The 19,874-nt window shown below is 68.0% G+C and carries 15 protein-coding genes and 1 pseudogene; 9 read left to right on the top strand and 7 right to left on the bottom strand.

Features of this window, described 5'->3' with window-relative positions; all coding sequences use genetic code 11:
* The 5 genes from LE197_RS35165 to LE197_RS35145 all read right to left on the bottom strand — a co-directional run bounded on the left by LE197_RS35165 (position 1) and on the right by LE197_RS35145 (position 6,107).
* Positions 1–1,128 (bottom strand): acyl-CoA dehydrogenase family protein, encoded by a 1,128-nt coding sequence (locus LE197_RS35165; protein ID WP_023123323.1) that lies wholly within the window; start codon positions 1,126–1,128, stop codon positions 1–3.
* Positions 1,129–1,211: 83 nt separating this feature from the next.
* The gene (locus tag LE197_RS35160) at positions 1,212–2,399 is read right to left on the bottom strand and encodes an acetyl-CoA C-acyltransferase (protein WP_023123324.1); all 1,188 of its coding nucleotides are present in this window, start codon (positions 2,397–2,399) and stop codon (positions 1,212–1,214) included.
* Between the two features lie 68 nt (positions 2,400–2,467).
* On the bottom strand, positions 2,468–3,235 hold the full coding sequence (locus LE197_RS35155) for a 3-hydroxyacyl-CoA dehydrogenase (protein ID WP_023123325.1): 768 nt from the start codon (positions 3,233–3,235) through the stop codon (positions 2,468–2,470).
* 69 nt (positions 3,236–3,304) lie between these two features.
* Positions 3,305–4,345 carry an AraC family transcriptional regulator gene (locus LE197_RS35150; RefSeq protein ID WP_023123326.1) on the bottom strand — a complete coding sequence of 347 codons (1,041 nt, stop codon included), beginning with the start codon at positions 4,343–4,345 and terminating at the stop codon, positions 3,305–3,307.
* A 70-nt stretch (positions 4,346–4,415) separates the two neighbouring features.
* Positions 4,416–6,107, bottom strand: coding sequence for an AMP-binding protein (locus LE197_RS35145; RefSeq protein WP_226033809.1), 1,692 nt, complete (start codon positions 6,105–6,107; stop codon positions 4,416–4,418).
* Between the two features lie 303 nt (positions 6,108–6,410).
* Between LE197_RS35145 and LE197_RS35140 the strand changes: the two genes are divergently transcribed.
* Positions 6,411–7,901: an aldehyde dehydrogenase family protein gene (locus tag LE197_RS35140; protein WP_226033808.1), complete on the top strand. Its 1,491-nt coding sequence runs from the start codon at positions 6,411–6,413 to the stop codon at positions 7,899–7,901.
* A 97-nt stretch (positions 7,902–7,998) separates the two neighbouring features.
* On the opposite strand, the gene LE197_RS35135 is transcribed toward LE197_RS35140, so the two are convergent.
* Entirely contained in the window at positions 7,999–9,903 is a 1,905-nt protein-coding gene (locus LE197_RS35135) for a sigma-54-dependent Fis family transcriptional regulator (RefSeq protein ID WP_226033807.1), read from the bottom strand.
* A 251-nt stretch (positions 9,904–10,154) separates the two neighbouring features.
* Here LE197_RS35135 and LE197_RS37400 point away from each other — a divergent pair.
* The 8 genes and pseudogenes from LE197_RS37400 to pqqF all read left to right on the top strand — a co-directional run bounded on the left by LE197_RS37400 (position 10,155) and on the right by pqqF (position 18,870).
* A pseudogene (locus LE197_RS37400) lies at positions 10,155–11,064 on the top strand (transporter).
* Between the two features lie 48 nt (positions 11,065–11,112).
* Positions 11,113–13,200: a PQQ-dependent dehydrogenase, methanol/ethanol family gene (locus tag LE197_RS35125; protein ID WP_226033806.1), complete on the top strand. Its 2,088-nt coding sequence runs from the start codon at positions 11,113–11,115 to the stop codon at positions 13,198–13,200.
* Positions 13,201–13,261: 61 nt separating this feature from the next.
* Positions 13,262–13,333, top strand: a complete 72-nt coding sequence (gene pqqA, locus LE197_RS35120; protein ID WP_003239771.1) for a pyrroloquinoline quinone precursor peptide PqqA — start codon at positions 13,262–13,264, stop codon at positions 13,331–13,333.
* 81 nt (positions 13,334–13,414) lie between these two features.
* Entirely contained in the window at positions 13,415–14,329 is a 915-nt protein-coding gene (pqqB, locus tag LE197_RS35115) for a pyrroloquinoline quinone biosynthesis protein PqqB (protein ID WP_226033805.1), read from the top strand.
* Between the two features lie 29 nt (positions 14,330–14,358).
* The gene (gene pqqC, locus LE197_RS35110; RefSeq protein WP_226033804.1) at positions 14,359–15,111 is read left to right on the top strand and encodes a pyrroloquinoline-quinone synthase PqqC; all 753 of its coding nucleotides are present in this window, start codon (positions 14,359–14,361) and stop codon (positions 15,109–15,111) included.
* On the top strand, positions 15,108–15,386 hold the full coding sequence (gene pqqD, locus LE197_RS35105; RefSeq protein ID WP_023123334.1) for a pyrroloquinoline quinone biosynthesis peptide chaperone PqqD: 279 nt from the start codon (positions 15,108–15,110) through the stop codon (positions 15,384–15,386). The genes pqqC and pqqD overlap by 4 nt, the downstream gene beginning before the upstream one ends.
* The gene (pqqE, locus tag LE197_RS35100; protein WP_023123335.1) at positions 15,358–16,509 is read left to right on the top strand and encodes a pyrroloquinoline quinone biosynthesis protein PqqE; all 1,152 of its coding nucleotides are present in this window, start codon (positions 15,358–15,360) and stop codon (positions 16,507–16,509) included. Before pqqD ends, pqqE begins: the two co-directional genes overlap by 29 nt.
* Positions 16,510–18,870 (top strand): pyrroloquinoline quinone biosynthesis protein PqqF, encoded by a 2,361-nt coding sequence (pqqF, locus tag LE197_RS35095; RefSeq protein ID WP_023123336.1) that lies wholly within the window; start codon positions 16,510–16,512, stop codon positions 18,868–18,870.
* Here the strand turns inward: pqqF and LE197_RS35090 are convergent.
* Entirely contained in the window at positions 18,867–19,817 is a 951-nt protein-coding gene (locus LE197_RS35090) for a LysR family transcriptional regulator (RefSeq protein ID WP_031654918.1), read from the bottom strand. The two genes, pqqF and LE197_RS35090, sit on opposite strands and share 4 nt — an antisense overlap.
* Positions 19,818–19,874 lie beyond the last annotated feature (57 nt).

The raw sequence follows: 19,874 nt of genomic DNA, 5'->3' as shown, positions 1-19,874 counted from the left end.
TCACAAGCCGCGCGCGATGACCATCCGCTGCACGTCGCTGGTGCCTTCGTAGATCTGGCACACGCGCACGTCGCGGTAGATGCGCTCGACCGGGAAGTCCTTGAGGTAGCCGTAACCGCCCAGGGTCTGGATCGCCGCGGAGCACACCCGCTCGGCCATCTCCGAGGCGAACAGCTTGGCCATCGAGGCCTCGCTCAGGCATGGCAGGCCGGCTTCGCGCAGGCAGGCGGCGTGGTGCACCATCTGCCGCGCCACGGCGATCTGGGTGGCCATGTCGGCCAGGCGGAACGCCACCGCCTGGTGCTCGATGATCGGCTTGCCGAAGGTGACCCGCTCATGGGCGTAGTCGCGCGCCGCCTCGAACGCGGCGCGGGCCATGCCCACCGCTTGCGCGGCGATGCCGATGCGCCCACCTTCCAGGTTGGCCAGTGCGATGCGGTAGCCCTCGCCCTCCTCGCCCAGGCGCAGCTCGGCCGGGATGCGCACCTCGTCGAGCTGGATCTGGCAGGTGTCCGAGGCATGCTGGCCGAGCTTGTCCTCCACCCGCACCACGGAGAAACCCGGCGTGTCGGTGGGTACGATAAAGGCGCTGATGCCCTTCTTGCCGGCCCCCGGGTCGGTGACGGCGAAGACGATGACCATGCCGGCATGACTGCCGGAGGTGATGAACTGCTTGGCGCCGCTCAGCACGTAGTGCCCGCCGTCGCGCCGGGCGCGGGTGCGCAGGTCGCTGGCGTCGGAGCCGGCCTGCGGCTCGGTCAGGGCGAAGGCGCCGAGCATGCTGCCTTCGGCCAGCGGGCGGAGAAAGCGCTGTTTCTGCGCCTCGCTGCCGTATTTCAGGATCGGCATGCAGCCCACCGAGTTGTGCACGCTCATGATGGTGGAGCAGGCGCCATCACCCGCCGCCACCTCTTCCAGGGCCATGGCGTAGGCCAGGTGGCCGGTCTCGGCGCCGCCCCACTGCTCCGGCACCAGCATGCCCATGAAACCCAGCTGGCCCATCTCGGCGATGGCCTCGGCGGGGAAGCGATGCTCACGATCCCAGTCGGCGGCGAAGGGTTTGAGCCGTTCCTGGGCGAACTGGCGTGCCATGTCGCGGATCAGTAGTTGTTCTTCGTTGGGCAGCATGGCTGGCTCCGATAATGCGGGTTAATCAATGACACGAACCATGGTGCGCACGGCCTAGGTGGCCCCGTGACACCCTACAGCCATCAATACAGCTCGATGGCTACCGCCGTGGCCTCACCGCCGCCGATGCACACCGCGGCCACGCCGCGCTTGTAGCCGCGCTGCTGCAGCGCCGCGAGCAGGGTCACCAGAATGCGCGCGCCGGACGCGCCGATCGGGTGGCCGAGGGCGCAAGCGCCGCCGTGCACGTTGAGCCTGGCGTGGGGGATGTCCAGATCGCGCATGGCGACCATGGGCACCACGGCAAAGGCCTCGTTGATCTCGAACAGGTCCACCTCGTCCAGGCTCCAGCCGCTGCGCGCCAGCACACGCTGGATCGCGGTGACCGGCGCGCTGGTGAACAGGTTCGGCGCCTGGGCGTGGCCGGCATGGGCGACGATGCGCGCCAGCGGGCTCAGGCCGCGCCGCTCAGCCTCGGACTGGCGCATCAGCAGCAGGGCCGCGGCGCCGTCGGAGATCGAGCTGGAGTTGGCCGCGGTCACCGTGCCGCCGTCGCGGAACGCCGGCTTGAGCGTGGGGATTTTCTCCGGCCTGGCCTTGGGCGGCTGCTCGTCGGCGGCGATCAGGCGCCGCTCGCGCCCGGCCGGAGCCTCGACCGCGACGATCTCGTCGGCAAAATGGCCGGCCTCCATCGCCTGCTGCGCCCGGCGCAGCGACTCCAAGGCGTAGGCGTCCTGCTCCTGGCGGGTGAAACCGTAGCTCTGCGCGCAGTCCTCGGCGAAGGTACCCATCAGCCGGCCGCGCTCGTAGGCGTCTTCCAGGCCGTCGAGGAACATATGGTCGAGCACCTGGCCGTGGCCCATGCGATAGCCAGCGCGGGCGCGCGGTAGCAGGTAAGGCGCGTTGGACATGCTCTCCATGCCGCCGGCCACCAACACCTCGGCGCTGCCGGCCAGCAGCTGGTCGTGGCCGAGCATCAGCGCCTGCATGCCCGAGCCGCACATCTTGTTTAACGTGGTGCACTGCGCCGCCTGGCTCAGGCCCGCGCCGAGCGCTGCCTGGCGCGCCGGGGCCTGCCCCTGGCCGGCCTGCAGCACGCAGCCCATCAGCACGGTATCCACCGCCTCGGCCGCGAGGCCGGCGCGCTCCAGGGTGGCGCGAATGGCGGCGGCGCCCAGTTCGGCGGCGGACAGGCCGGCCAGGTCACCGAGAAAACCGCCCATGGGGGTACGGGCGGCGCTGACGATCACGACCGGATCGGTTGCAGACATGGTTGTCTCCTGAAAGTCGTTGGGGTGCCATGGGTTGCGGTCAAGCCGCAATCCGGGTCATGTGTCGGTTACTTCGCCGCCATACGCAGCGCGCCATCGAGGCGGATCACCTCGCCGTTGAGCATGGGGTTCTCGACGATGTGGCGCACCAGCGCGGCGTATTCCTCGGGGCGGCCCAGGCGCGGCGGGAACGGCACGCCGGCGGCCAGCGAGTCGCGCACCTCCTGCGGCATGCCGGCCATCATCGGCGTCTCGAAGATGCCCGGGGCGATGCACATCACGCGGATGCCCGAGCGCGCCAGCTCGCGCGCCGCCGGCAGGGTCATGGCGGCCACCCCGCCCTTGGAGGCGGCATAGGCGGCCTGACCGATCTGCCCGTCGAAGGCCGCCACCGAAGCGGTATTGACGATCACCCCGCGCTCGCCCTCGGCATTCGGCGGGTTCTGCGCCATGGCCTCGGCGGCCAGGCGTAGCAGGTTGAAACTGCCGATCAGGTTGACCTCGACGGTGCGGCGGAAGCTGTCCAGGCCATGCACGCCACTGCGCCCCAGTATCTTCTCGGCCGGTGCGATACCGGCGCAGTTGACCAGCCCGTGCACGGCGCCAAAGGCCTCCAGTGCCTGCGCCACGGCCACACGGCCATCCTCCTCGCGGGTGATGTCGGCCTGCACGAAGCGGGCGCCCTCGCCCAGCTCTGCGGCAGCGCGCTGCCCCGCTTCGGCATTGATATCCAGCAGCAGCACCTTGCCGCCCTGGCCCAGCAGCTGACGGGCAGCGGCCAGGCCCAGGCCAGAGCCGCCACCGGTGATCATAAATACGGAATCTTCGATACGCATAGCACGCTCCAGCAACGAGTCAGAACCATGCTCGCGCCGAGCGCCGCCGTCGACAATGGCGAAAGTCGTCTATCGATCTGAGCGCTTTGGACAATCGGGCGTCGGGTGCATCAACGCGCGGTACTGCCCCGGCGTAGAGCCGGTCCACTTCTTGAACGCCTTGTAGAAGGCGCTGATATCGGCGAAACCGAGCACGCCGGCCAGCTCGACGAAATCGCCCTCGCCGGCATCCAGGCGGGTGATAGCCAGTTCGCGCCGCACCTGATCCTTGAGCCCCTGGTACGACTGGCCCTCCTGGGCCAACTTGCGGCGCAGGGTCGAGGGCGCCATGTAGAAGTGGCTGCTGAGCGCCTCGAAGTCGGGCCAGCGTGCGGCGCTCAGCGAGCGCAGATAGGCACGAATACGCGCCCCCAGGCTTTGCGGGTCGCGGTAGCGCACCAGGATATTGGCTGGTGCGCCGGCCAGAAAGCGCTTCAGTTCGCGCTCGCTGCGGCGCACCGGCTGCGCCAAGCAGTCGGCGTTGAACAGCAGGCGGCTGGAGGGGCGCTCGAAGCGCAGGTTGTCGCAGAACATCACCCGGTAGTCTTCGAGATAGCCCGGCGCGGGACAGCGCAGGTCGATGCCGAGGATCGGCAGGCGCCGGCCGGCCAGCCAGCACAGCAGGCCATGCACCATCAGCCACAGGGTGAAGTAGGCGAAGGCCCGACTGTGCTGACCGTCCGGCTCGTCCAGGGCGATTTCGGCCAGGCTGCCCTGCTGCACCAGGCGCGGGCTGAGGCCGTCGAAGACCAGGCCGCAGAAGGCCAGCACCCGTTCCAGCGCCGCGCCCAGGGTGGGCTCGCGCAGGGCGATGGCAGCCATGAAGGAGAAGCTGCCGGCCTTCATGCGCCGGGCGTTCATGCCGAAGAACTCGTCGTCCATGCTCGCCGCCAGAGCGCGCCAGAGCTGGCCGTAGAGCGCCGAAGGCACACGCCCGTAGGGGCGCTCCAGCGCCTGTGCAGGCAGGCCGACGCGCTCCAGCAGCGCCGCCACGTCGAGCCCGCGGCGGCGCGCCTCGAGCAACGCCTCGCCGACCAGTTGTACCGAGATGGTGCCCTTCTCCACTGCCATGCCGCCCCGCGTCAGCCCCGTCCTGCAACGCGGCCCAGTTTGCCTGCGCCGCCGACGCGAGGCCAGCCGCTCAGCGGCCGACCAGGCGCAGCGGCGGTGCCAGCTCAGCCTGCATCAGTTCGCGCATGCGAAACTTCTGCACCTTGCCGGTTACTGTCATGGGGAACTCCTCGACGAAGCGGAAGTGGCGCGGCACCTTGAAGTGCGCGATGCGCCCCTTGCAGTACTCGGCGAGCGCCTCGGCGGTGAGTGCCTGATCCGGGTGCAGCTTGACCCAGGCGGCCACCTCCTCACCGTACTTGCTGTCGGGAATGCCGATCACCTGCACGTCGGCCACCGCCGGGTGGGTGAAGAGGAACTCCTCGATCTCGCGCGGATAGATGTTCTCGCCGCCGCGGATGATCATGTCCTTGCTGCGCCCGACAATCTTCAGATAGCCCGCCTCGTCCATCACCGCCAGATCACCGCTGTGCATCCACTTGGCCTCGTCGATGCTCTCCTGGGTCGCCTCCTGGTTGTTCCAGTAGCCGAGCATCACGCTGTAGCCGCGGGTGCAGAGTTCACCGATCTGCCCGCGCGGCACCACGTTGCCCTGTTCGTCGACCAGCTTGGTCTCCAGGTGCGGTTGGGTGCGCCCGACGCTGGCCACGCGCAGCTCCAGCGGATCGTCGGCGGCGCTCTGGGTCGACACCGGGCTGGTCTCGGTCATGCCATAGGCGATCTGCACCTCGGCCATATGCATCTGCTCGATCACCCGCTTCATCACCTCGATCGGGCAGGTGGCACCGGCCATGATTCCTGTGCGTAGGCTGGACAGATCGAATTCGGCGCGGCGCGGATGATCCAGCTCGGCGATAAACATGGTCGGCACGCCATAAAGCACCGTGGCGCGTTCCTCGGCCACCGCCTGCAGGGTGCTCAGCGGGTCGAAGGCATCGCCCGGATAGATCATGGTGCTGCCGTGGGTCAGGCAGCCGAGGTTGCCCATGACCATGCCGAAGCAGTGGTACAGCGGCACCGGGATCACCATGCGGTCGTGCTCGCTCAGGCCCAGGCTCTCGCCGACCATGTAGCCGTTGTTGAGGATGTTGTAGTGGCTCAGCGTCGCACCCTTGGGAAAGCCGGTAGTGCCCGAGGTGTACTGGATGTTGATCGGGTCGTCGAACTGCAACTGGGCCTGACGACGACGCAGCACGTCGCGCGAGATCTGCCCGGCCAGGCCAAGCAGCTTGGCCCAGCCGAGCATCCCGGCGGTCGGCGTGCGCCCCAGGCTGATCACTCCGCGCAGGTCGGCAAGCCGCGTGGCATGCAGCCCACCGGGCGGGCTATCGGCCAACTCCGGGATCAGCTCGGCGAGCATGGCGTGGTAGTCGGAACTCTTGAACTGCTCGGCACAAATCAGCCAGCGGCAGCCGGACTGCTTCAGTACGTACTCCAGCTCGCTAAGACGGTAGGCCGGATTGATGTTGACCAGGATCGCGCCGACCTTCGCCATGGCGAACTGAGCGATGCACCACTCGGCGCAGTTCGGTGCCCAGATGCCGACCCGATCGCCCGGCAGCAGGCCGAGGGCGAGCAGGCCGCGGGCGCAGCCCTCGACTACCTCGGCTAGTTCGCCCCAGCTGTAACGAAGACTCTGATGGCGCACTACTAGCGCCTCTCTGCGTGCGTGCAGGCGCACCGTAGCGTCGAAGGCTTCGCCTATGGTCATGGCCAGCAGGGGGTTGTCCTGCGGGCCGCGGGTGTAGCTGAGCTGAGTCATGTCGGTACCCATTTGTTGTGCTTGTTATGGGGAATCCGCGAGCGCGGAGATCGCCGGCACTCCCAACAGGAAGCATGCCAAGGAGACGCAAGCCGTCTGTTCCCAGCGCCTGCTACCGCTGCGCGGTTTCAATCGGAGCGGTGCAGCTGTCTCGTTTTGCGACAGCTGTATGTCTTCGATACAGCCTGGCCAGCCCCGCGACCGCCAGCGGAAGCCCGCAGACGCAATCTGGCACGGCCTTGCCGGCACTGGCACAGGCGTTGCTTAAGCCCCGACACAAAACCACAACAAGAGGCTTCGTCCATGGAAACCCTACCGCTACACCGCAAAACCCTCGATTTCCTTGCCCGACCGCAACGCATGCTGATCGGCGCCCAGTGGCTGGATGCCGCCAACGGCAATAGCCTGCAGGTGCGCAACCCGGCCACCGGCGAGCCGCTGGCCAGCGTACCCTCGGCCAGCGCCGTGGACGTGGATCAGGCCGTGCAGGCTGCCCGCCGCGCCTTCTACGACTCCGCCTGGAGCCGCACCCGCCCGCGCGAGCGGCAGAACCTGCTGTGGCGCCTGGCCGAACTGATCGAGCGCGACGCCGACGTGCTGGCCGAGCTGGAATGCCTGAACAACGGCAAGAGCGCCCAGGTGGCCCGCGCCATGGACGTACAGCTGTGCATCGACTCTCTGCGCTACATGGCCGGCTGGGCCACCAAGATCGAGGGCAGCACGGTGGAGCCGTCCCTGCCCCTGATGCCGAACGAGGATTTCCACGCCTATATCCGCCGCGAGGCGGTGGGGGTGGTAGGCGCCATCGTGGCCTGGAACTTTCCGCTGCTGCTGGCCTGCTGGAAGCTCGGTCCGGCACTGGCGAGCGGTTGCACCCTGGTGCTCAAACCGGCCGACGAAACCCCGCTGAGCGCACTGAAGCTCGCCGAACTGGTTCAGGAAGCCGGCTACCCGGCCGGGGTGTTCAACGTGGTCACCGGCACCGGCCTGAACGCCGGCGCGGCGCTGTCCAGCCACCCCGGAGTGGACAAGCTGACCTTCACCGGCTCCACCGAGGTGGGCAAGCAGATCGGCAAGGCGGCCATGGACAACATGACCCGCGTGACCCTGGAACTGGGCGGCAAATCGCCGACCATCGTGCTGGCTGATGCCGACCTGCAGCAGGCCGCCGCCGGCGCCGCCAGCGCCATCTTCTTCAACCAGGGCCAGGTGTGCTGCGCCGGCTCGCGCCTGTACGTGCAGCGCAAGCACTTCGACAACGTGGTGGCCGACATCGCCGCCATCGCCAACGGCATGAAGCTGGGCAACGGCCTCGACCCCAGCGTGCAGATGGGCCCGCTGATCTCCGCCAAGCAGCAGGATCGGGTCACCGGCTACATCAACCTGGGCCGCGAACTGGGCGCCACCGTTGCCTGCGGCGGCGAAGGCTTCGGCCCCGGCTACTTCGTTCAGCCGACGGTGCTGGTGGACGTCGACCAGCGCCACCGCCTGGTCCAGGAGGAAATCTTCGGCCCGGTGCTGGTGGCCATGCCCTTCGACGATATCGACGAGGTGGTGCGCCTGGCCAACGACAACCCCTATGGCCTGGGCGCCAGCATCTGGTCCAACGACCTCGGCGCGGTGCACCGGATGATTCCGCGCATCCGCTCCGGCTCTGTGTGGGTCAACTGCCACAGCGCCCTCGACCCGGCCCTGCCGTTCGGCGGCCACAAGCTCTCCGGCATCGGCCGCGAGATGGGCGCCGCCGCCATCGAGCACTACACCGAACTGAAAACGGTGATGATCAAGCTGTGAGTTTTACGGGTGGGGGGCTGTCCCGAGCGGCCCTCTGCCCTTTTTTTATTCCGGGCGCGCCGGTGGCGCGCCATACACCACGCAGGCAAGCGGCCTGCTACCCCTGTTCCATCCCCTTGAGCTTGCGATACAGCGTCGCGCGGGCGATACCCAGGCTGCGCGCGGCGGCCGAAAGGTTGCCGCCGGCGGCCTCCACCGCGGCGCGAATGGCCCGCGCCTCGGCAAGCTGCAGCGTACTCCCCGCCTCCAGCGTCAGCCCTTCCCCCGCCACCGTCGCGGCCTGTTCGCCGCGGCCTGCGCGCACCTCGTCCGGCAGGTGCTGCACACCGATCTCGCCGTCATCCTCGGCCAGCGCCGCAGCCAGGCGCAGGCACTGGTAGAGCTGGCGGATATTGCCCGGCCAGTGATAGTCCAGCAGCGCCTGCAGCGCCGGCGGGCTCAGCTGGAGAGGCTGCTGTGCGGTGGCCTCGGCGCGCAGCAGGTGCTGGATCAGCGCCGCCAGGTCGCGTCGCTCGCGCAGTGCCGGCAGGCTCACGCGCAGGCCGTTGATGCGGTAGTAGAGATCCTCGCGAAAGCCCTGCTCGGCGCTGAGCTGCTGCAGGTCGCGGTGGGTGGCGCAGATCAGCGCGCAGTCCACCTTGATCAGCTGGTTGCTGCCCAGGCGGCTCAGGCTGCGCTCCTGCAGCACGCGCAAGAGACGGCCCTGCAGCTCCAGCGGCATGTCGCCGATCTCGTCGAGAAACAGCGTGCCCTTGTGCGCCTGCTCGATCTTGCCGATGGCGCCGCCCTTGCGGCTGCCGGTGAAGGCGCCTTCGACATGGCCGAACAGCTCCGACTCGATCAGGCTGGCCGGAATCGACGAGCAGTTGATGGCCACGAAGGCTTCGCCGGCCCGCGCACTGCTCTCGTGCAGCAAGCGGGCGAAGACCTCCTTGCCGGTGCCCGTCTCGCCATTGATCAGCACCGGGATGTCGCGGGCGAAGGCCTTGCGCGCCCGCGCCAGGGCATCCTGCAGCGCCGGGTCCTGCAGGCAGGCACCACTGTGCGGCGTCGGCAGCGGCTCGGCGCTGCGCCGCGGGCGCGGCGCCTCGGCCAGCATCGGCGCCGTTCGCTGAGGCGGGCCCTGAGTGATGCAGGCGTGCAGCTCGCCGCCGTGGTGGCTGCGCAGGCGCAGCGGCGCACTGAGGTCATGGCGGCGAAAACAGGCGGCGTGGGCGAAGGGCATGTCGAACAGCTCGGCGAAGTCCAGGCCCGCGCGCACCTCGCCCATACGCAGCAACTGGCCGGCGATGCGGTTGGCGCAACGCAGCTTGCCCGCCGGGTCAAAGGCCAGCAGCCCCTCCAGCGGCGTGCCGAGTATGTCCAGGCGATAGTGCAGGTGTACCAGCAGCACGTCTCCGAGCTGGGCGAACAGGCGGTTCTCAATGGCACGGGCGGCGAACACCAGCGACTCCAGAGTATAGACCGAGGATGCACCCTGCCGGCTGCTGGCGTCCAGCACCCCGACTATGCCGCCGTCCAGGCCGAAGATCGGCGTAGCCAGGCAGGAGAACTGACGGGCCTCCTCCAAATAGTGCTCCTCGCCGACGAAGAACACCGAATCGCCCTCAGCCAGCGCGCAGCCCGGCGCGGTGGTGCCGATGTTCTGTTCGGACAGCTGCGCGCCGACACGGAAAACCTGTTTCAGCTCGCGGCTGGCGCTACCGCGCCCGCTCAGGCTGCTAAGCACCACACCTTCGAGGTCGATGCAAGCCAGCATCCAATCCTGGGGGGCCAGCGCCGCGTGCAGCTGCTGCATCTCGGGCATGGCGCATTCCAGCAGCAGGCGGTCGCGCTCGGCGATCTGCTTGCCAGTGGCCACCAGCGGCGCCTCGAACAGCAGTTTGTCGCGCGGGCACAGGCCGTAATTCTGCGAACGCTGCCAGGAACGGGCGATTACCTGGGAATCGACCAAATGCTTAGCCGAGGTGGGCGTCGCGGCGGGGTCGCTCGATCTGTGCATGTCATATGTCTCACGCCAGGTGTCTCGAACTGCGCCAGCCCGGCCCGAGCCACTGTCTCAGATCGAGACAGCGATACAACGAGACGGCGCCCGCACTCTGTTCGACGACTCTTGTTGTTATATAAGCCATTGATTCAATTAGTCCAATTTGCGAAATAGAAAACTGGCACAGACTCTGCTCAATGACTTCACAGCGTCCGGGAAAAACCGGTACGACTACGATCTTAAACAAAAACAATAAAGGTGATGTCATGAAAATGAGCATAGATGCGGCTCGGCCCAAACCGGCCCGGCAGTGGCTGCATGCTTCGCTGTTCGGCCTGCTGAGCAGCTTTTGCGCCGGTGCCTCGGCGCTCGACGTAGACGCCGGCGATTACACCGCAATGCCTGCCGGCACCAACGTGGGCTTGCTCTACTACCAGCACGCCGAACGCAACCGCCTCTACGCCAACGGCGACAAGCTGCCGCTGGACGCCGGCCTGGATTCGGATATCGGCATCCTGCGCGGCGTGCACTTCATGGAGCTGGGCGGCTACATCGTCGACCCGCAGTTCCTCCTGCCCTTCGGCAACATGCGCGCCAAGGACGACCTGTCGGCCCTGGGCAGCGACAGTGGCACCGGCGACCTGATGCTGGCCGCCACCGTATGGCTGGTGAACCAGCCGGAGCAACGCCGCTACTTCGGCATCAGCCCCCACCTCTGGCTGCCCACCGGCAGCTACGACAACGACCGCGCCATCAACCTCGGCGAGAACCGCTGGATAGGGTGCACTGCAGGCCGGCTACATCGAGGGCCTGGGCGACAAGTTCAGCCTCGACCTGGTGGGCGACGTGACCTTCTTCGGCAAGAACGACGACTTCGGCCCCGCCAGCCAGACTCTCAAGCAGAAGCCGCTGTTCCAGGCCCAGGCGTTCCTGCGCTACCACGTCAACGAACGCTTCGACCTGCGCGCCGGCGTCTCGCGCCTGTGGGGCGGCGAGACAGAAGTGGACGGCCTGGACATGAACGACAAGCCGAACACCAGCAAGTTCAGCGTCGGGGCCAGCTGGTTCGTCACCCCGAGCGACCAGCTGATGGTCAACTTCGGCCGCGACATCTCGGTGGACAACGGCTTCAAGGAGCAGGGACGGGTCAACCTGCGCCTGCTACACGTTTTCTAAGCACCGCCGCTTGCCTTCCCATTCCAACAACAACAGGAGTTTCGCGTGATGCCTAACCTCACCCAATCACGCCGTTTCGTCTGCCTGCTCACCGCGCTGCTGGTCGCCACAGGCGCCCAGGCCGCCAAGGTCGACGAGGCCGCCATCCGTGCCAGCGAGCAAGACGGCAGCGAATGGCTCAGCCATGGCCGCACCTACGCCGAGCAGCGCTTCAGCCCGCTCAAGCAGATCGACGCCGGCAACGTCGGCAAGCTGGGCCTGGCCTGGTACCTGGATCTGGAAAACAACCGTGGCCTGGAGGCCACCCCGCTGGTGTCCGACGGCGTGCTCTACGCCTCGCTGTCCTGGAGCCGGGTGATGGCCGTGGACCTGCGCAGCGGCAAGCGCCTGTGGCAATTCGATCCCCAGGTGGATCGCGGCCGCTCCCGCTACGCCTGCTGCGACGCGGGCAACCGCGGCGTCGCCCTATGGAACGGCAAGGTCTACGTCGGCGCCCTGGACGGTCGCCTGATCGCCCTTGACGCCAAGACCGGCCGCGAGGTCTGGAGCGAGCAGACCACCGACCCGGCCAAGCCCTACAGCATCACCGGCGCCCCGCGCGTCGTGAAGGGCAAGGTGATCATCGGCAACGGCGGCGCCGAGTACGGCGTGCGCGGCTTCTTCTCCGCCTACGATGCCGAGACCGGCAAGATGGCCTGGCGCTTCTACACGGTGCCGGGCGACCCGGCCCAGCCCTACGAGCACCCCGAACTGGCCGCAGCGGCCAAGACCTGGAAGGGCGACCAGTACTGGAAACTCGGCGGCGGCGGCACTGTGTGGGACAGCATGGCCTACGACCCGGAGCTGGACCTGCTGTACATCGGCACCGGTAACGGCTCGCCGTGGAACCGCGAGATCCGCAGCCCGGGCGGCGGCGACAACCTGTACCTGTCGTCGATCCTCGCTCTGCGCCCGGACAGCGGCAAGCTGCTCTGGCATTACCAGACCACGCCGGGCGAAGCCTGGGACTTCACCGCCACCCAGCAGATCACCCTGGCTACCCTGGAGCTGGACGGCAAGCCGCGCAAAGTGCTGATGCAGGCGCCGAAGAACGGCTTCTTCTATGTGCTCGATCGCGCCACCGGCGAACTGCTCTCGGCGGAAAAGTTCGGCAAGGTGACCTGGGCCGAGAAGGTAGACCTGGCCACCGGCCGTCCGGTAGAGGTACCCGGTGCGCGCTACGAGAAGGAGCAGGTGGTGATGTGGCCGAGCCCGTTCGGCGCGCACAACTGGCACTCCATGTCGTTCAACCCGCAGACCGGGCTGATGTATATCCCCTACCAGGAGATCCCCGGGGTCTACCGTAACGAGGGGGCCGCGTTCAAGAAGATCGACGGTTTCAACACCGGCACCGGCTTCAGTGACACCCACGAGATTCCCCGCGAGGCGGTGAGCGGCGCCTTGCTGGCCTGGGACCCGGTTCGCCAGCGCGAGGCCTGGAGCGTGCCCCACAGTTTCTACTGGAATGGCGGCACCTTGAGCACCGCTGGCAACCTGGTATTCCAGGGCACGGCCGATGGTCAGCTGCACGCCTATTCGGCGGACAAGGGACAACGCCTGTGGAGTTTCGCCGCGCAGACCGGGATAGTCGCCGCCCCCATCAGCTTCAGCCTGGACGACGAACAATATGTGGCGGTCATGGCCGGCTGGGGCGGCGTGGCCCCGCTGCTCGGCGGCGACGCGGCACTGGCCCCCGGGGTGCGCAACCTCAGCCGCCTGCTGGTGTTTAAGCTCGGCGGCCAGGCCGGCCTGCCGCCGCTGCCACAGGCGACAACGGTCGCCGTGCAGCGCACGCCGCAACCGGTCGAGGCGAGCGCCGCGGATGTGGACGCCGGTAAGCTGTTGTACGGCAACTACTGCTCGATGTGTCACGGCGTCGGCGCGGTCAGCGGCGGCCTGATCCCCGACCTGCGCCATACGGATCAATGGCGTCGCGACAACTTCCAGCAGATCGTCCGGGACGGCATCCTCCGCCCGCTGGGCATGCCATCCTTCAAGAACTCGCTGAGCGCGTCCGAGGTGGAACAGATCAAGGCCTATGTGATGAGCCGCGAATACGACGACTACCTCAAGGCGCAGCAAGCCGCCAAACCCTGACCCCCACGGGCGGGTTCGGCCCGCCCGTGAATACCACCCCAACCACCGGAGGAACAACAACATGTGGACTAAACCTAGCTACACCGACCTGCGCATCGGCTTCGAAGTGACCCTGTACTTCGCCAACCGTTGAGCCAGCTGCGGCGTGCCCGGCGCGCCGCGTTTCCCGCCCCGGCCTGCCGGGGCCTGATTTTTTTTGCCGCGCGAGGCCCAGATGCATATCCAGATTCTCGGTTCCGCCGCCGGCGGCGGTTTCCCCCAGTGGAACTGCAACTGCCGCAACTGCCGCGGCGTGCGCGCCGGTACCCTGCGCGCGCAGCCGCGTACCCAGTCGTCCATCGCCATCTCCGACGATGGCGGCGAGTGGATCCTGTGCAACGCCTCGCCGGACATTCGCGCGCAGATCGAAGCCTTCCCGGCGCTGCAGCCTGCGCGCCAGCTGCGCGACACGGCGATCGCCGGCATCGTCCTGCTCGACAGCCAGATCGATCACTGCACCGGCCTGCTGACCCTGCGCGAAGGCTGCCCGCACCAGGTCTGGTGTACCGAGATGGTCCATCAGGACCTGACCAGCGGCTTTCCGCTGTTCAACATGCTCAGCCACTGGAACGGCGGCCTGCAGCACCAGCTGATCGAGCTGGATGCCAAGCCGTTCACCATCCCCGCCTGTCCTGGGCTGCGCCTCACCGCCATCGCCCTGCGCAGCAGCGCGCCGCCGTATTCGCCGCACCGCGGCAATCCGCATCCGGGCGACAACATCGGCCTGTTTATCGAGGACCTGCGCACGGGGGGAACCTTGTTCTACGCCCCCGGCCTGGGTCAGGTGGACGAGCCGCTGCTGGGCTGGATGCGCCGCGCCGATTGCCTGCTGGTGGACGGCACGCTGTGGCGCGACGACGAGATGCGCCGGTGCGAGGTGGGCGACAAGCTCGGCAGCGAGATGGGCCATCTGCCGCAGAGCGGCCCAGGCGGCATGCTCGAGGTGCTCGATGGCCTGCCGGCGGCGCGCAAGATCCTGATCCATATCAACAACACCAACCCGATTCTCGACCTGGACTCGCCCGAGCGTGCCGAACTGGACGCCCGCGGCATCGAGGTCGCGTTCGATGGCATGAGCATCCACCTGTAACGGGCCAACAACAAAAATCTGGAGCGTCGATGAGCCAAGCTGCCCTGAGCCCTGCCAAATTCGAGCAGGCGCTGCGCGCCAAGGGCGCGCTGTACCACATTCATCACCCGTTCCATCGCGCCATGTATGAAGGCCGCGCCAACCGCGAGCAGATCCAGGGCTGGGTGGCCAATCGTTTCTACTATCAGGTCAATATCCCGCTGAAGGATGCAGCGATTCTCGCCAACTGCCCAGATCGCGAGACCCGTCGCGAGTGGATGCAGCGCATCCTCGATCACGATGGTGCGCCCGGCGAGGACGGCGGTATCGAGGCCTGGCTGCGCCTGGCCGAGTCCGTCGGCCTCGACCGCCAGCAGATGCTGTCGCAGGAGCTGGTGCTGCCCGGAGTGCGCTTCGCCGTCGATGCCTACGTCAACTTCGCCCGCAGAGCTAGCTGGCAGGAGGCAGCCAGCAGTTCGCTGACCGAGCTATTCGCCCCGCAGATCCATCAGTCGCGCCTGGATGCCTGGCCGCAGCACTACCCGTGGATCGACGCCAGCGGCTACGATTATTTCCGCAAGCGCCTGAAGGAGGCGCGCCGCGATGTCGAGCACGGTCTGCGCATCACCCTCGAACACTACCGCACCTTTGATGCCCAGCAGCGCATGCTGCAGATCCTGCAGTTCAAGTTGGACGTACTGTGGAGCATGCTCGACGCCCTGAGCATGGCCTACGAACTGCAGCGCCCGCCATACCACACGGTGACCGCCGAACGCGTCTGGCATCGGGGGATCGCCCTGTGAGCGGCTTCGACCGTCGCCTGGTCCCGCGCCTGCGCCCCGGCTACCGCCTGCAATGGGAACCGGCGCAGCAGGCCCATGTACTGCTCTACCCGGAGGGCATGGTCAAGCTCAACGACAGCGCCGGCGCCATCGCCAGCCTGATCGACGGTCGACGCAGCGTTGCCGCCATCGTCGCCGAACTGAAGGCGCGCTATCCCGAGGTCGCGGAGTTGGGCGACGACGTTGAACAGTTTATGGAGGTGGCCCGTGACAAGTTCTGGCTGCAACTCGCCTGACACCCCGCTCGGCCCGCCGCTCTGGCTGCTGGCCGAGCTGACCTATCGCTGCCCGCTGCAGTGCCCGTACTGCTCCAACCCGCTGGATTTCGCCCAGCAGGGCACCGAGCTGTCGACCACCGAGTGGATCGAGGTGTTTCGCCAGGCCCGTGAGCTGGGCGCGGTGCAACTGGGTTTTTCCGGCGGTGAGCCGCTAGTGCGTCAGGATCTGGCCGAGCTGATCGCGGCGGCACGTGGCCTGGGCTACTACACCAACCTGATAACCTCCGGCATCGGCCTGACCGAGGCTCGCATCGCCGAGTTCGCCGCGGCGGGCTTGGATCATATCCAGATCAGTTTCCAGGCCGCCGACGAGGAGGTGAACAACCTCTTGGCCGGCTCGCAGAAGGCCTTCGCCCAGAAGCTGGCGATGGCCCGTGCGGTCAAGGCCCACGGCTATCCGATGGTGCTCAACTTCGTCACCCACCGGCACAATATCGACAATATCGAGCGCATCATCAGGCTGTGCCTTGAGCTGGAGGCAGACTTCGTCGAGCTCGCCACCTGTCAGTTCTATGGCTGGGCGGAGCTCAACCGCGCTGGGCTGCTGCCGACCCGTGCGCAGCTGGAACGCGCCGAACGCATTACCAATCAATGGCGTGACAGGCTCGCGGTCGAGAACCACCCGTGCAAGCTGATCTTCGTCACCCCGGATTATTACGAGGAGCGCCCCAAGGCCTGCATGAACGGCTGGGGCAGCCTGTTCCTCGACATCACCCCGGACGGCACCGCGCTGCCGTGCCACAGCGCGCGGCAGCTACCGATCGAGTTCCCCAACGTGCGGCAGATGCCGCTGCGACAGATCTGGCACGACTCGCCGGGCTTCAACCATTTCCGCGGCGACGCCTGGATGCCCGAGCCCTGCCGCAGCTGCGACGAGAAGCACAAGGACTTCGGCGGCTGTCGCTGCCAGGCCTTCCTGCTCACCGGCGACGCCAGCAACGCCGACCCGGTGTGCAGCAAGTCGGCCCATCACGGCGTGATCCTCACCGCCCGCGATGAGGCCGAGCAGGCCGAGCAAGCCATCGCCGAGCTGACCTTTCGCAACGCCGCCACCTCACGATTGATCGCCCGGGTTCGCTGAATGCCCAGCCCAAACGTGCAGCACCTGCGCCTGAGCAATGGCCTGCACGTGACCCTGCTGCACGCGCCTTGGCTGAACCGCTGCGGCGCCGCCCTGCGCATCGACGCCGGCAGCCACGACGAGCCTCCGGAGTACCCGGGACTGGCGCATTTCCTCGAACACCTGGTGTTTCTTGGCAGCCGCCACTTCACTGCGCAGGACAGCCTGCTGCCCCTGACGATGGAGCACGGCGGCCAAGCCAACGCCAGCACCCGCGAACGCCACACCGACTACTTCTTCGAGCTACCGACGACCGCTGTCGATGCCGGCCTGGAGCGGTTGTGCGACATGCTCGCCGCGCCGGCCCTGGACCTGCGCCAGCAGCACGCCGAGCGCGAGGTGCTGCACGCCGAATACTTGGCCTGGTCGCGCGACGACCTGAGCGCCGCCAGCAGGGCCCTGGCCGAGGCCGTGCCGGCGCAGCACCCGCTGGCACGCTGCCACGCCGGCGAGCGCGCCAGCCTGGCGCTGCAGCAAGAGGGGTTTCAGCAGGCCCTGCGCCGCTTCCACCGGGATTTCTACCACGCCGGCCAGGCCCGCCTGGTGCTGCTCGGCCCGCAGCCGCCGGAGCAATTGCGCGAGCTCGCCGAACGCGAGGGCAATCGCCTGCGTGCCGCTACGCCCACGCCGCGCCCGCCGCCGCCGGCCCTGCTGCCGCCGCGCCACAGCCGCGTGGCGATGGCGCGCCCCGGTCTGTGCCTGCTGTTTACCCTGCAGCAACTGCCGGACGGCGCCGCGCCGGCGCTGCAGTGGCTCTGCCAGCAACTGCAGCACGACGCCCCCGGCGGCTGGGCCGCCAGCCTGGCCGAACGCGGCCTGGGCGGTCCGGTACAGGCGAGCCTGGCCTACCACCACCAGGATCAGGCACTGCTGCAACTCGACCTGGGCAGCATCGCCGCGGACGGCGAAACCGCGGTGCTCGAGCTGCTGTTCGACTGGCTGGCGTTCTTCGCCCGCCAGGACTGGGGCGCGCTGAGTACCGAACATCGGCGCTGGCTGGCGCGCCAGGCCTGTGCGGTGGAACCGCTGGGCCTGCTGCGCCACTGGCTGCAGGCCGGCGAGACGCCATCACTGGATGAGGCCGTGCTGCGCGAGATCCTGCCCCAGCTGCATCCCGGCAACCTGCTGCGTCTGGTTGGCCGGTGCGGTGCGCTGGCGCCGTCCGCGTCCGCCCCGCCGCACTGGCAGCTGCCGCCGGCCAATCCCTGGCTGCAGCAGCGCGGCCCGAACCGCGCGACGGCCTCGCCCGAGGCCGCCGGCCTGCGCCGCGAGCACCTGCCCGGCGGCCATGGCCATGGCGCGCTGTTGCTCCGCTGGCAGGCAGCGCCGGGCTGCTCGCCGCCCGGCGGCCTGCTGCAGGGCGCCGTGCAAGCGCTCGCCACGACGACCCGGCGCGCCGGCTTGGAGCTGGGTCTGAGTTCCGGCGGCGAGCTGTGTGAGTTGCGCCTGAGCGGACCCGCGCCGCTGCTGCCGGACCTGCTGCGCGCCAGCCTGGACGCCCTGGACAATGCCCCGCTTCCCCAGCCGGCGCCGACGCCCTCGCCATCCGCGGCGATGTTCCTGCGCCGCCTGTGGCAACGCCTGGAAAGCGAGCTGACGCGCCAGCTGCATCCGCCTGGCGACCCGGTGAGGTTGAGCGATTGCCGCCGCGACGGCCTGGCCCTGGGCCTGGACGACGCGCAGTGGCACGCGGTCTGTGCGCTGTGGAACGCGGCGCCGGGGCAAGCCGGGCGCTGGCCGTCGCAGCGCCCGCGACTGGAGCAGCGGCTGTGGCTGGAGGTCGAGCCGATGGCCGGCGAACAGGCGCTGCTGCTGTTCGTTCCGAGCGGCCAGGGTAGTGCCGCCGAACAGGCGGCCGCGCGCCTGCTCGGCCAGTGGCTGCAGGCGCCCTTCCATCACCACTGGCGTCAGCGACTGGGGCTGGGCTACGGCGTGTTCGCCGGTCATCGGCGCCTGGCCGGGCTGGATGGCCTGTTGTTCGCCGTGCAATCGCCATACGCCGACGCCCACACGCTGCTCGGTCATGTGCAGGCCTTTATCGACGCCCAGCGCGTACCACTGGCAGGTCTCGACCTGGCGCGCCAGCGCGAACTGCTGCTGGCCCGTCTCGCCCCCGCAAAACTAGCCCCGGGCGAGGCCGCGACCCTGCTCTGGCAACTTGGGGACGACGCTGGACAACTGCAGCGGCTGCGCGAGGCGGTGGCCGCGCTCGATTCGGAGGCCCTGGATCGGGCCCTGCTGGCGCTGGGCTCGCCCGCCGCCGGCTGCTTCTGCCTGGCCACCGGCGCGCCTGCCGATTCGCGCTGGCGCCCGTCGGCCTAGAGACTCGGCAGGTAGACCATCTGCGTCGACTCGCCCAGCAGCAGGTCGCGATTGAGTTCGGCGCAGGCACGCAGGTACTCGGCCACCAGGGTGACTCGCTTGAGCTTGCGCAGATCCTCGCTGTAGTACATCCAGAACTGCCGCATCACCTCGACTTCGTCCGGCAGTACCGCCTGCAGGCGCGGATCGGGGCCGGCGAGAAAACACGGCAGTATCGCCAGCGCGCGGCCCTCCAGGGCCGCGTGGTACTGAGCGACCACGCTGGTGCTGCGCAGGCGGCTGTGCGCACCGGGCAGCAGGTCGTTGAGGTACAGCAGCTTGAAGCTGAACGCCAGATCCTCGACGTAGGTGACGAAGGCATGCCCGGCCAGGTCGTCGCGGCTGCGGATCGGCGCGTGGTTGGCCAGGTAGCCGGGCGTGGCGTACAGGCGCAGGCGGTAGTCGCACAGCCGCGAGCAGACATAGGGGCCGCGTTCCGGGCGTTCCAGGGTGATGGCGATGTCCGCCTCGCGCCGCGACAGGCTGATGAAGTGCGGCACCGGCAGGATGTCCACCGAGATGTTCGGGTAGTGGTCGAGAAAATGGCTCATCTGCGCCGTGACGAAGCAGGAGCCGAAGGCCTCGGTGCAACCGATGCGCAGATGCCCGGCGAGCCCGCCGGTGCTGCCGGAGACCTGTTCGCAGGCGACCTGCAGCGTGCCCTCCAGACTCTCCACGTGCCCCAGCAGGCGCTGCCCCTCGCTGGTCAGGACGAAGCCGGCGCTGCGTGACTTCTCGAACAGCAGCGCGCCCAGGCTCTGTTCCAGGCCGCGGATGCGCCGCGACACCGTGGTGTAGTCCACTCCCAGCCGACGCGAAGCCGCGCTGGCGGTGCGACTGCGCGCCACCTCGAGGAAAAAGCGCAGGTCGTCCCAGTTGATTCGCTCCATAGCTGTGCTTTTTTGCATATGAGTCAGGCTTATTTGTCAATTCATAGAGTAAATACGCCTACATATACTCCCTGT

Origin of the sequence: Pseudomonas sp. PS1(2021), assembly GCF_020405165.1 — a bacterium.
Classification (GTDB): domain Bacteria; phylum Pseudomonadota; class Gammaproteobacteria; order Pseudomonadales; family Pseudomonadaceae; genus Pseudomonas; species Pseudomonas aeruginosa.
This window is presented reverse-complemented; position numbering and strand designations above follow the sequence as displayed.